At 75.7% G+C, this 12,254-nt stretch carries 11 protein-coding genes; 4 read left to right on the top strand and 7 right to left on the bottom strand.

Translation table 11 applies throughout. From position 1 onward, the window contains the following. Positions 1–73: 73 nt before the first annotated feature. Genes ACFPCY_RS22870 through ACFPCY_RS22860 form a run of 3 tightly spaced genes read left to right on the top strand, consistent with a single transcriptional unit; the run spans position 74 to position 2,998 of the window. Positions 74–1,276: an acyl-CoA dehydrogenase family protein gene (locus ACFPCY_RS22870; RefSeq protein ID WP_378258267.1), complete on the top strand. Its 1,203-nt coding sequence runs from the start codon at positions 74–76 to the stop codon at positions 1,274–1,276. After that, the gene (locus tag ACFPCY_RS22865) at positions 1,260–2,198 is read left to right on the top strand and encodes a hypothetical protein (protein ID WP_378258265.1); all 939 of its coding nucleotides are present in this window, start codon (positions 1,260–1,262) and stop codon (positions 2,196–2,198) included. The genes ACFPCY_RS22870 and ACFPCY_RS22865 overlap by 17 nt, the downstream gene beginning before the upstream one ends. A 20-nt stretch (positions 2,199–2,218) precedes the next feature. After that, the gene (locus ACFPCY_RS22860; protein ID WP_378258263.1) at positions 2,219–2,998 is read left to right on the top strand and encodes a cyclase family protein; all 780 of its coding nucleotides are present in this window, start codon (positions 2,219–2,221) and stop codon (positions 2,996–2,998) included. A gap of 36 nt (positions 2,999–3,034) precedes the next feature. On the opposite strand, the gene ACFPCY_RS22855 is transcribed toward ACFPCY_RS22860, so the two are convergent. Further along, positions 3,035–4,294 carry a nucleotide disphospho-sugar-binding domain-containing protein gene (locus ACFPCY_RS22855; protein ID WP_378258261.1) on the bottom strand — a complete coding sequence of 420 codons (1,260 nt, stop codon included), beginning with the start codon at positions 4,292–4,294 and terminating at the stop codon, positions 3,035–3,037. After that, complete coding sequence (locus ACFPCY_RS22850) at positions 4,257–5,270, bottom strand: NAD-dependent epimerase/dehydratase family protein (RefSeq protein ID WP_378258259.1); 1,014 nt, start codon at positions 5,268–5,270, stop codon at positions 4,257–4,259. Before ACFPCY_RS22850 ends, ACFPCY_RS22855 begins: the two co-directional genes overlap by 38 nt. A 104-nt stretch (positions 5,271–5,374) precedes the next feature. Here ACFPCY_RS22850 and ACFPCY_RS22845 point away from each other — a divergent pair, with 104 nt between their 5' ends. Next, entirely contained in the window at positions 5,375–6,361 is a 987-nt protein-coding gene (locus ACFPCY_RS22845; protein ID WP_378258257.1) for an aldo/keto reductase, read from the top strand. Positions 6,362–6,481: 120 nt separating this feature from the next. On the opposite strand, the gene ACFPCY_RS22840 is transcribed toward ACFPCY_RS22845, so the two are convergent. The 5 genes from ACFPCY_RS22840 to ACFPCY_RS22820 are packed head-to-tail and all read right to left on the bottom strand — an operon-like array spanning position 6,482 to position 12,102. Further along, positions 6,482–7,531, bottom strand: coding sequence for an NAD-dependent epimerase/dehydratase family protein (locus tag ACFPCY_RS22840; protein ID WP_378258255.1), 1,050 nt, complete (start codon positions 7,529–7,531; stop codon positions 6,482–6,484). Positions 7,532–7,533: 2 nt separating this feature from the next. Then, positions 7,534–8,445, bottom strand: a complete 912-nt coding sequence (locus ACFPCY_RS22835; protein ID WP_378258253.1) for an NAD-dependent epimerase/dehydratase family protein — start codon at positions 8,443–8,445, stop codon at positions 7,534–7,536. Beyond that, entirely contained in the window at positions 8,442–9,506 is a 1,065-nt protein-coding gene (locus ACFPCY_RS22830; protein WP_378258251.1) for a glucose-1-phosphate thymidylyltransferase, read from the bottom strand. The genes ACFPCY_RS22835 and ACFPCY_RS22830 overlap by 4 nt, the downstream gene beginning before the upstream one ends. Beyond that, a complete protein-coding gene (locus ACFPCY_RS22825) occupies positions 9,503–10,873 on the bottom strand; it encodes an NDP-hexose 2,3-dehydratase family protein (RefSeq protein WP_378258249.1) in 1,371 nt (456 codons plus the stop codon). The genes ACFPCY_RS22830 and ACFPCY_RS22825 overlap by 4 nt, the downstream gene beginning before the upstream one ends. Then, positions 10,870–12,102, bottom strand: a complete 1,233-nt coding sequence (locus ACFPCY_RS22820) for a nucleotide disphospho-sugar-binding domain-containing protein (RefSeq protein WP_378258247.1) — start codon at positions 12,100–12,102, stop codon at positions 10,870–10,872. The genes ACFPCY_RS22825 and ACFPCY_RS22820 overlap by 4 nt, the downstream gene beginning before the upstream one ends. Positions 12,103–12,254: the final 152 nt, after the last annotated feature.

The raw sequence follows: 12,254 nt of genomic DNA, 5'->3' as shown, positions 1-12,254 counted from the left end.
AGTCGAGCGAGTCGAGCGAACCGAGCAGGTCGAGGCCGCGCCCCGCCCCACCGTTCTCCGAAGGGAACCGCGCATGCTCGCCGAAGGCCGCAACGGCCGTCCCACGCCCCCCGCCGTCGCCGAGGCCGGACGCGTGGCGGCCGAACACGCCGAGAGGGCCGAGTCCGAACGGCGGATGCCCCCGGCGGTCGTCGACGCGATCGTCGGGGCCGGGTTCCCGTCCCACTTCGTGCCGCGCACCTGGGGCGGGCGCGAGGGCAGCTTCATCGACTTCCTGGACATCGTCAGCGTGGTCGGCGAGGGCTGCGCGTCGGCCGCCTGGTGCGCCGCGCTCTACGCCACGCTCGGCCGGATGATGGCGCACCTGCCGCTCGCCGGGCAGGGCGAGGTCTGGGCGGGCGGTCCCGACACCCTGATCGTCGGCGCGATCAGCCCGAACGGGCAGGTGGAACGGACCGCCGGCGGCTGGCGGCTGACCGGGCGGTGGCCCTTCACCAGCGGCGCCGACCACTCCGACTGGGCGCTGGTCGCCGCGCTCGCCCCCGAGGGGGACGGCCGGGCGCTGCGCTACTTCGCCGTGCCGCGCCGCGAGTACAAGGTGATCGACACCTGGTTCAACGTCGGCATGCGCGGCACCGGCAGCAACACGCTGGTGCTGGCCGGCGTCGAGGTCCCCGAGCACCGGGCGTTCGCGGGCGACGACCTGTGGTCCGGGAAGGGGTCGCCGTCCGAGGCGTCCTGCCACAACATCCCGTTCAAGGCGGTCAACGGGCTGTCGTTCGTGGCGCCCGCGCTGGGGGCGGCGCAGGGCGCGCTGACGGCCTGGGGCGCGTGGATCGCCGAGAAGCGGGACACCACCGGCGGGGCGACCCGCGAGCGGCTGACCGTCCAGATGGCGCTCGCCCACTCGGCGGGCGAGATCGACGCCGCGCGGCTGCTGCTCGGCAGGGCCGCCGCGGGCGCCGACGCGCCGGGCGCCGAGCCCGCCGACCTGCGGACCGCCCGCAACTCCCGCGACTTCGCCCTCGCCATCAACCTGCTCGCGAGCGCGGTCGACCGGCTGTTCCGCGCGGGCGGCGCCCGCGGCCAGGCCGAGTCGCAGGCGCTGCAGCGGGCGTGGCGGGACATCAACTGCGCGGCCGGGCACGTGGCGCTGCGGTTCGAGACCAGCGCCGCCGAGTACTTCGACGTCGTCACCGGAAGCGGCTCCCGGCTGCGTCCGGACTACCGCTCCCCGTCCGCCGGAGGCTCCCGTGCCGATGCTGCTCGACCGTGACGCCCTGCGCCCGCTGTTCACCGAGCCGCACTGGATCGAGGAGTCGTTCGGGGTCGTCGAGCGGGCGCTGACCGCGGCCGCCGGCCGGTTCGCGTGGCTGCACATGCCGCTGTCCGGCGAGGCGGGCGACGACGGGGACCAGCGGGTGAACGTCCAGGTGGAGACCGTTCCCGACGGCGGCGGCTACGTACGGGCCTATCCGGGCCGGTCGGCCGCCCCGCCCGCCGGGCACCCCGCCCTGCTGCTGGACTCGGGCGGGCGGCTGCTGGGCCTGCTGGCGGCGGACGACCTGAACGCCTGGCGCACCGCCGCCCCGGTGGCGGTCGCGGCCCGGCACCTGGCCCGGCCCGGCGCGCGCACGGTCACCGTCCTCGGCTCCGGACGGCAGGCCGAACACCTCATCCGGGCGCTGCGCGTGGCGCTGCCCGCCGTCGACACGATCCACATCCACAGCCGGACGCCCGAGCACCGCGAGCGCCTGGCGACGGCCGTCCACGGCCGGGCCGTGGCCGACCCCGCCGACGCCCTCGCCGCCGCCGACGTGATCGCGGTGACCGACGGCGGCCACGGCGACCTGCTCGCCGCCCACCCGCCGTCGCCGGGCGCGCTGGTCACCGCCATCATGCCGCTTCCGCTGCGGACCGACCGCCTGGTGGTGCCCACCTTCGACGGCCCCGAGGGCCGCCCGTCCGGCTGGGACCCGCCGCACGGCCCGCCCGGCGCGGCCGCGGGCCGCGAGCCCGGCGAGGCGGACGCCACGCTCGCCGAGGTGGTCGCGGGAGCCGCCGCCGCCCGCACCGACCCCGGCCAGGTCGTCCTGTACGACCAGCGCGGCCAGTTCGGCTGGGACCACGCGCTGCTGCTGTGGGCCTTCCGGCGGATGACCGAGGCCGGGAGAGGCGTGCCGTTCGAGCTCGCGTGACCGACAGGGAGACGGAACTCATGCCACAGAAGATCATCGATCTTTCGGCGCGCGTCGACGCGGCCGCCTGGGAGGCCAACCCGGTCGAGCACCGGGTGCTCTCCCCCGCCGAGGGCGCGCGGCACATGGCCGACGGGATGCGCGAGCACTACGGCGTCGACTTCGACCCCTCGGTGCTGCCGGACGGCGAGCTGCTGTCGCTGGACACGCTGACCCTGACCACCCACACCGGGACCCATGTCGACGCGCCCTCGCACTACGGGACGCGGGCGGACTACGGGGTGCCGCGCCACATCGACCAGATGCCGCTGGAGTGGTTCCTCGGTCCGGGCGTCCTGCTGGACGTCTCGGACGAGCCGGTCGGCGCGGTCGGCGCGGACCGGCTGGCCGAGCGGTTCGAGCGGATCGGGCACGCGCCCGGCCCCGGCGAGATCGTCCTGGTCCGCACCGGGGCCGACGCGCTGGCCGGGACGCCCGCCTACTTCACCGACTTCACCGGCCTGTCCGGCGCGGCCGTCGACCTGCTGCTCGACCTCGGCGTCCGGGTGATCGGGATCGACGCGTTCAGCCTGGACGCCCCGTTCGGCCACATGATCGCCGAGTTCCGGCGGACCGGCGACCGGGGCGTGCTGTGGCCCGCCCACTTCGCCGGACGGCGGCGCGAGTACTGCCAGATCGAGAACCTGGCGCACCTGGACGAGCTGCCCGCGCCGACCGGCTTCACGGTCAGCTGCCTGCCGGTGAAGATCGCGGGCGCCGGCGCGGGCTGGACCCGTGCCGTGGCGCTCCTCGACGGCTGAGGTCCGGGTGCGGGAGCGCTCACCCCGCTACCACTGTCAGCCGGGGCCCCCGGCCGCGGCGAGCCGCTCCAGGTCCGTGACCAGCGCCGTCGGTGGGCGGCGGGCGAGCTGCTCGGCGCGCAGCCGCTCGGCCGCCTCCCGCCGCGCGGCGTCCCGGACGAGCTCATGGACCGCCGCGCGGATCCGCTCCCGGGACGCGACGAGCGCCGGCAGGGACTCCGCGGCCCCGGTGGCGGCGAACCGGTCCCCCATCACGATCTGGTCGTCGGTGAGCGACAGCGAGAGCTGCGGGACGCCCCTCAGCGCGGCGGCCATGAACGGGTTGGCGCTGCCGTGGTGGATGAGGGCGTCCGCCGAGGCGAGCAGGGGGTCAAGCGGGAAGTCCCGGTACACCCGGACCCGGTCGGGCAGCTCACCGAGGGCCGCGACCTGGTCCGCGCCCGCGGTGAGCGTCAGATCGGCGCCCTCGTCCAGGACCGCGTCGACGGCCCACCGCAGCACCGGCAACCGTACCCCGAAGGCGCTGGGCGCCGAGCGCCCCCACAGCAGGCAGACACGGGGCCGTCCCGAGTCCGGTCGCAGCTCCGCCAGCACGCGTGCCGCGTCCGACGGCAGGGCTCCCGAACCGTTGTAGGGGACGTGCCGCACCGGGATCCGCTCCGCCTTCCCGCAACGTGCGGCCACGGCGTCCGGCGAGGGGTCGATGACGTACTCGATCTGGTCGCGGCCCCACTCGGGCAGCCCGTGCCGCGGGAAGGCGCGGGACGGGTCGGCGGGCCCCAGATCGATCTCGTCGTCCACCGTGCCGAACAGGCCGGGAGAGCAGTAGACCGCCGGGACCCCCAGCAGCCGCGCCGCCAGGGCCCCTTCCGAGGCCATCATGTCGTGGACGACCAGGGACGGCCGCCACGCCTCGGCGAACTCCACGGTGACGTCGTTGTCGTGGAGCATCGCCGCCCCCGCCTCGGTCCGGAGCCGGCGCACGGCGGCCGGGACGTCGAAGTCCGCGAGCGACGCCAGCGGCTCGCCGTCGAGCGGGTTCAGCGGGAGCGGCAGGTCCGGCAGCGTCCGCCTCCCCTCCAGGCTCCTCATCAGCAGCCCGAACCGGAGCATGAAGGTGGTGTCCGCGCCCTTCAGGATCGGGACCGGTGTGAGGCCCGCCACGCGGACGGTGTCCGACTGCCGCGCCGGGCAGAGCACCCTGACCTCGTGCCCGGCGGCCTGGAGGGCCCAGCCGAGCGGGATCATGCAGAGGTAGTCACCCGTCCAGTTCGCGATGTTGAATTGCACGCGCATGTTCGTCTCCCTCGCCGAACTCGAGCCAGAGGTCGTGCAGCGAGTCGCGGAGCGACCGCCGTGGCCGCCAGCCGAGCACGGCCCGCGCCCGGGAGGCGTCCACCCTGATCCAGGAGGCCGCGTCCCGCGGCTGGGCCCGCCCCGCCCTTGCGTCCGCCGGCTGCCGCCGTCCCGCCGCCGCGACCGTCGCCGGGACTCCGCTGATCTCCACGAGCAGGTCGACCAGGGCGCCCACCGGCACCGCCCGCCCGCTGCCGAGGTTCAGGGCCGGGCCGTCGGCGATCGCCGCGGCCGGGACGCGGGCCGCCGCCAGCACGGCCCCGGCGACGTCGCGCACGTCCAGGTAGTCGCGCCGGTCGGCCAGCGGCCCCAGTTCGAGGACGGCCGGAAGGCCTCGTGCGCGCGCGGCGGCCAGCTCGGCGGCGACGGCGCCCGCCAGGCTGGCGGCGGGCGCGCCCGGTCCCACGACGTTGGGCAGCCGCAGCACCGCGCCCGTGACGACGCCGCTCCGGAAGGCGCGTCGCACGGCCCGGGTCGCGGCCAGCTTCGTCCGTCCCGCGGGGCCCGCCGGACGCGCCGCGCGGTCCTCGCGGAGGACCGTCCCTTCGGGCAGCGGACCGAACTCCAGGACCGAGCCCAGATGGACGAGCCGGGGGCGGGCGGGCAGCAGGGCGAGCGCGGCGAGCGTGTTCCGCGTCGCGTCGGTGTTGGCGCGGCGCATCTGGTACCGCGTGACGTTCCAGTTCGCGCCGACCGCGTTGACGACCACCTCCGGGCGGTGCGCGGCGAGCACGCCCGCGATCTCCGCGGGCCGGCACCCCGCCAGGTCCAGCGCCGCGAAGGACGCCCCGCGCTCCGCGGGCGGCCGGGCGCGCCCGACGACCAGCACGTCCCAGCCCTCGGCGGCGAACGCCGCGGACACGTGGCGGCCGACGAACCCGGCACCGCCGAGCACCGCCACGGCGTGAGCGGACATCATCGGCCTCCCCGCGACGCGTCGTGCCAGGAGCTCCAGGATGGGCCGCGCGGCTGGACCCGCGATCGAGTCGCGGTCAAGCGGCGCCTGCCATCCTCGCCGTCATGGAGTACACCACCCTGGGCCGCACCGCCCTGCGGGTCAGCCGACTGTGCCTGGGCACGCTGAACTTCGGCCCGAGGGTCGACCGCGACGGCAGCCACGCGCTCATGGACCGGGCGCTCGACCACGGCGTCAACCTCTTCGACACCGCCGACAACTACGGCTGGCAGATCCACCGCGGGCACACCGAGGAGATCCTCGGGTCCTGGTTCGCCCGGGGCGGCGGGCGCCGGGAGAAGGTGGTGCTGGGGACCAAGGTCTTCAGCGAGATGGAATCCTGGCCGAACAACGGGGGGCTGTCCGCGCGGCACATCATCGCGGGCTGCGAGGACTCCCTGCGACGCATGCGCACCGACTGGATCGACCTCTACCAGATGCACCACGTGGACCGGAGCGCGCCCTGGGACGAGGTCTGGCAGGCGATGGAGGTGCTGACGGCGCAGGGGAAGATCCGGTACGCGGGCTCGTCCAACTTCGCGGGCTGGCACCTGAGCGCGGCGCAGGAGGCGGCCGCGCGGCGCGGGTTCCTCGGGCTCGTCTCGGAGCAGTGCGTCTACAACCTGGTGACGCGGCACGTGGAGATGGAGGTGATCCCGGCGGCGCAGGCCTACGGCCTCGGCGTGCTCGTCTGGTCGCCGCTGCACGGCGGCCTGCTCGGCGGGGTGCTGGCCAAGCAGCGCCAAGGCACGGCGGTGAAGAGCGCGCAGGGACGTGCCACCGTGGCGCTGCGCACGCTCGCCTCGGAGGTGGCCGAGTACGAGGACCTCTGCGCGGAGCTCGGCGAGGACCCCGCGCGGGTCGGGCTCGCCTGGGTGCTGTCGCGGCCGGGCGTGACCGCCCCGGTCATCGGCCCCCGGACCGCCGAACACCTGGAGGAGGCGGTCGCCGCCCTGGACCTGCGGCTGTCGGACGCCGTGCTGGAGCGGCTGGACGCCCTGTTCCCCCCGGTCGGCAACGGCGGTCCCGCCCCCGAGGCCTGGTGCTGGTGACCGCGCCCCGGCGGTCACCCGGCGGACGGGCGGCCACCCGGCGGACGGGCGGTCACCTGGCGGGCGGCCACCCGGCGGACGGGCGGCCACCCGGCGGACGGGCGGTCACCTGGCGGGCGGTCACCCGGCGGGCGGGCGCATCGGGGCGGCGGCGAACTCCTCGATCCCCGTCCGGAAGTCGACGGCGGCCCGCCAGCCCAGCTCGCGGGCCGCCTTCGCCGGGGACGCGAAGATGTGCCGCACGTCGCCGATCCGGTACTCACCCGTGACGGTCGGTGCCGGGCCTCCGCCGGCCCGGCTGAGCGCCAGCGCGAGCTCGTGGATGCCGCGCGGCTCGCCGGACGCGATGTTGAACGGGTGGAACCCCGGCTCCTCCCAGGAGAGGGCGGCGACGTTGGCCGCCGCCACGTCCCGCACGTGCACGAAGTCCCTTCGCGGTAGCCCGTCCTCGTACACGCGCGCCGGAACGCCCTGTTCCACTGCGGTCCGGAACACCGCCGCCACACCGGAGTACGGGCTGTCGTAGGGCATCGCGGGCCCGTAGACGTTGTGATAGCGCAGGGCCACCGCGACACCACCGGTCTCCCGCGCCCAGGCCGAGACCAGCAGCTCCTGAGCGAGCTTGGTGACGGCGTACACGTTCCTCGGCGGGTCCGGCAGGTCGTCCTCTTCGACCGCCGAGGCGACCAGCTCCAGGGCGCATGAGGGGCAGCGCGGCTCGAACCGGCCGGCGTCCAGGTCGGCGGCGGCCCGCCGGAGCGGCCTGACCCGGCCGTGCTCGGGACAGGAGTAGCGGCAGTCGCCGTACAGGACCACCGAACTGGCCAGTACCAGCCGCTCCGGCCCGGTCCGGGTCATGGCCGCCACGAGTACGCCGGTCCCGAGGTCGTTGCTGTGCGCGAAGGCGGGGGCGTCCAGGATCTCCTGGCCCCGGCCGACCATCGCCGCCTGGTGGCAGACCAGGTCGACGCCGCTCAGCGCGCTCGCCACGGCGGACCCGTCCGCGACGTCGGCGTGCCGGAAGTCGACGTCCGTCCACGGCGGGCGGGCCCTGCCGGAGGCGTCCGGGAGCCGCCGGTCCAGGACCCGGACCTCGTGGCCGGCGGTCAGCAGTTCCGCGACGACGCGGCTGCCGATGAACCCCGAGCCGCCCGTCACCAGGATGCGCATGCTCACTCCGATCCCCGATTCGCTCCGGTGGCGACCCGGGCCGCCAGCTCACGCCAGGTGAGCGCCACCCCTTCGGCCAGTGTGGTGCGCGGCCGCCAGCCCAGTTCGGATGCGGCGAGCCGGATGTCGAGCGCGACGTCGCGCCGGTCGAAGGCGCGGGCGGGCCGCGTCTCGAGGACGAGTTCCGCGCCGACGACCGAGCGGATCACCTCGAGCAGCGTCTGGAGCGACACGCCCTCCCCCGAGCCGATGTTCAGCACCGGGGCCGGCGTCGCGTCCGGGCGGAGCGCGACCAGCGCGTCGACCACATCGTCCACGTACACGTAGTCCCGCAGCGCGGCCGTGTCCCCGTAGATCCGCAGCGGGCGGCGATCGGCGATCGACCGCAGCCAGTGCGCGAGGACCCCCTGGCCGGTGCCGGTGCGCTGCCCGGGCCCGTAGACGTTGCCGAGCCGCAGCACCAGGCCGGGGACGGCGGGCGCGCGGGCGCGCAGGGCCGACTCCAGTTCGAGCTTGGCCCTGCCGTAGGCCGAGCGCGGACGCGTCGTCGTCCGCTCGTCGTAGGGCGGGGGCACGTCCGGGTCGTACACCGCGCCGCCCGACCCGGTCAGCACGACCAGCGGCGGTCGCCGGAAGCCGGCCAGGGCGTCCAGCAGCCGCTCGAACGCGGCCCGGTCCGCGGCGACCAGATCGGGACGGTCCTCGGCGATCGCGGGGTTCACGCTGGTCGCGAGGTAGTAGACGATCTCGGCGTCGCGGACGTCGGGGTGCGGGCCGCGCGCGGTGACCAGCGGCGTGCCCCGGGTCACCGCGCCGACCGTCCGGTCCTCGCGGGCCAGCCGGTCGAGCAGCCGCGCTCCGATGAACCCGGCCGCGCCGACGACCACGCGGCGTCCACCGCCCGGCGGGCTCATGTGCCGATCACCACCCGGCCGTCGTCGCCGACCACCAGGCGGTGCGGGCCGGGCGCCGAGCTCAGCCGGGCGTCCCGGCCGACCAGCGAGTGCCGCAGCCCTCGCACCCCGCTCAGCCGCGCGCCGTCCAGCAGCACCGAGTCCGCCACGCCGCTGCCGTCCACCAGGCAGCCCGCGCCGATCGCGGTGTGCGGGCCGACCACGCTGTCGCGCACCACGGCTCCCGCCCCGACGATCAGCGGGCCGGTCAGCCGCGACCGGACGATCCGCGCGCCGGCCTCGACGACGACGGGGCCGCCGACGCGGCTGCGGGCGTCCACCGCGCCGGCGATCCGGGGTTCGAGCGCGCCGAGGAGGGCGCGGTTGCAGTCCAGCAGGTCGGCGACCCGGCCGGCGTCCTTCCAGTAGCCCTCGTGCCGGTGGGCCTGGACCCGCAGGCCCCGGTCGACCATCCACTGCAGGGCGTCGGTGATCTCCAGCTCGCCGCGGGCGCTCGGCCGGATCGCGCGCACCGCGCGGTGCACGGCGGGCGAGAACACGTAGGCGCCCGCCACCGCGAGGTCGCCGACCGGCTCCCGCGACTTCTCGACCAGCCGCCGCACCCGGCCGTCCGGGCCGTTGACCGCCACGCCGTACTCCGCGGGATCCGCGACCTTCTGCACGGTGATCATCGCGTCCGGGCGCACCGCGGCGTACGCGTCGGTCAGCTCCCGGATGCCGGGCAGGAAGACGTTGTCGCCGAGGTACAGCACGAAGTCGTCCTCGCCCAGGAAGTCTTCGGCGATCAGCACGCAGTGGGCGAGCCCGGCGGGCCGCTCCTGCGGGATGCAGGTGATCCGCAGGCCGAAGGCCGACCCGTCCCCGACCGCCTCCCGGATCTGCTCGCCGCGCTCCCCCACGACGATCCCGACCTCCTGGACACCGGTGGCGGCGAGGGCCTCCAGCCCGTAGAACAGCACGGGCCTGTTCGCCACCGGGATGAGCTGCTTGGCCAGGGAGTGGCTGAAGGGCCGCAGCCTGGTTCCCGTTCCTCCCGCGAGGACCAGGGCCTTCATCGTCATGTCGGTCCTCCCGCGGTCAGCGAGTGGATGCAGGCCAGCAGGCTGCGCGCCTCGATGTTGAGGTAGTGGCTGTGCGCCAGCAGGGCCTGGCACTGCCGCAGCGACATCCAGCAGTAGTCGTCGGAGACCTCGGCGGGGAAGTCGTCGCCGGCCTCCACCACCAGGTAGCGGTTGCGGGCGTGGCGGAACCGCCCGCCCTCCTCCGACAGCACGGCCTCGTAGCGGACGCGCTCGGGCGGCGCGGCGAGCACGTGGTCGAGGAACGGCGGCCGCTCGTACTCCGGCAGGTCCCGGTAGTTGGACTCGGTGCACTGGACGGTCGGCCCCATCTCGACCATGTCGAGGTAGCCGGGTTCGCAGGCCGCCCGCATGAGCAGCTGCGGGACGCCCTCGAAGCGCCGGACCAGGAACGCGACGATGCCCTGGGCGCACGGCTCGATCAGCGGCTGGGTCCAGCGGGTCACCTCGCGCCCGGCGGCCTCGACCCGGACCGCGACCACACTGAAGTACTTGCCGCTCTCGTGCGCGATCCGGTCGGGCAGCCGGTGCCATCCCGACACCTCGTTCAGCGCGATCCGGCAGGCCCGCAGCTCGCGCCGCGCCTTGGCGTCGGTGAACCAGCTGACGACCTCGCCCGTGGTGTGGACCTCGCCCTCGCCCGCCGCCGACCGGGCGAGGGCCGCGCCGAACTCGGTGCCGGGCCCGGCGGGCGCGCCCGCCGGGCGGCCGAGCGCCGACAGCACGGTCCTGGCGTCCATGTTCACCAGGTCGTCCACCTGGAGCAGATCCCAGATCCCGGACAGCGGCAGCCAGCGGAACCCGTCGTGGGCGGGCACGTCCTCGTCGACCTCGACGACCATGTTCCGGTTCCGTTTGCGGTAGAACCAGGTGCCCTGTTCGGACTGGAGCGCGTCGACGGCGATCCGGCCCGGCGAGGGCCGGACGAAGTACTCCAGGTAGCGGGTGGCCCTGCCGCTGTGCACCCGCGTGTAGTTGCTGCGGGTCGCCTGGACGGTGGGCGACAGCTGCAGGCCGTTGACGTTGCCCGGCTCCGCCTTGGCCTGCATCAGGCAGTGCGGTTCGCCGCCGATCCGGCGGAGCAGGAGGCCGAGGATGCCGATCTCCGGCTGCACGATCATCGGCTGGGACCAGCGGCGCGCGGGATGCGAGTCGTCCCGGACGCGGGCGCCCTCGATCGAGAAGAACCGGCCGCTGTCGTGGACGAGGTTGCCGGTCCGCCGGTCGAAGGACCAGTCCGTCAGCTCCGCGAAGGGAACCCGCCGCACGGCCAGCGGGCTGCGGGCGGCCCGGTCGGCGAACCAGTCCCGGACCTCCCGGAGGGACGTCCCGCGCGTGTCCGACCTCACCGCGCGCCCGCCGATCCCGCTCCGGCCCGGGCGCCGCGGTCCGGAGCGGCCGGGGCGCCGGCCGCGAGCCGCTCCAGGACCGGGACCGCCTCGGCCGGGGTGGGCATCGCCAGCGCCTCGTCCCGCAGCCGGGCCGCGGACGCGCCGAAGGCCGGGTCGTCGAGCAGCCGCGTGGCGGCGTCCGCCACGCTCCGCGCGGCCACCGCGCCGGCGGTGAGCTCCTCGGCCCAGATGTTCAGCCCCGCGCCGGCCTCGGCGACCCGCCGGGCGTTGAGGCTCGTGTCGGGCATGAAGGGGATGGTGAGCTGCGGCAGGCCCGCCAGCACGGCCGCCATCACGGTGCCGCCCCCGGCCGGGTGGATCACCGCGTCGCAGGTCGGCAGCAGCAGGCCGAGCGGCACCGGGCCGATGTGCGCGACGTTCGCGGGCACGTCGGTGAACCGGTCGCGCTGCGCGGCGTTCGCGGCCACCACCACCTCGGCGTCCAGCCCGCCGAGTCCGGCGACCACGCGCGGGGCGAGGAAGGTGTCCGCGGGGCCGACCTCGACCGCCGAGTTCCCCCAGGTGACGCAGACCCGTCGGCGTCGCGGCCGGTCGCGCAGCCAGGCGGGCAGCACCGCCGGCCCGGTGTAGGGCACGCAGCGCACGGCCCGGCGCGGCAGCTCGTCGTCGATCTGCAGGCTCGGCGGGCAGGGGTCGAGGGTGAGGTCGCCGACCGCGCCGATCGAGCTCACGCCGTACCGCTCGAACAGCTCGCCGAGATGCTCCCGCTCGATCCCGGGCATGCCCGCGGTGAAGTCGGTGGCCCAGATGTGCCGGACGGCCGGGACGCCCAGCGCGCGGGCGACCAGCGGCCCCGCGAACCCCAGCGGCTCGTACACGACCAGGTCGGGCCGCCACCGGCGGGCGTGGTCGAGCAGGTCGCCCGCCATCGCCGCGGCGCTCGCGACCATCGGGCGCAGGGCCCGGCTGCGCTGCTGCCGGGCGGCGCGTTCGGCGTCGGTCTCCGCCCGCCTGCTCCCGGCGGTGATGTTCGCGCGGATCTCGGCCCGGATGTCGACCTCCGGGCCGACCGGCAGCCCGGGCAGCCCCGCCTCGGTGACCGTTCCCATGAACGACGGATGGGAGGCCACCAGCACCTCGTGACCGGCGCAGCGCAGCGCCCACGCCATCGGGACGAGCGGCTTGAAATGCCCGCTGACCGACCAAGTGACGAACAGAACACGCATCGGCTCATGGCTCCCGTCCGGCCGTTCCCCGGCTCCGATCGCGCGCCGGGGCATCTCACTCACCGTGCTCCCGGCCAGTCGCGGACCCCTTGAGGACCGCTGCACCCGCCGGCGTCCCCCACCGACCCCGAGCCGCGCTTGAGCGAGACTCG

The organism is Actinomadura gamaensis, assembly GCF_042652125.1.
Lineage (GTDB): Bacteria > Actinomycetota > Actinomycetes > Streptosporangiales > Streptosporangiaceae > Spirillospora > Spirillospora gamaensis.
This window is presented reverse-complemented; position numbering and strand designations above follow the sequence as displayed.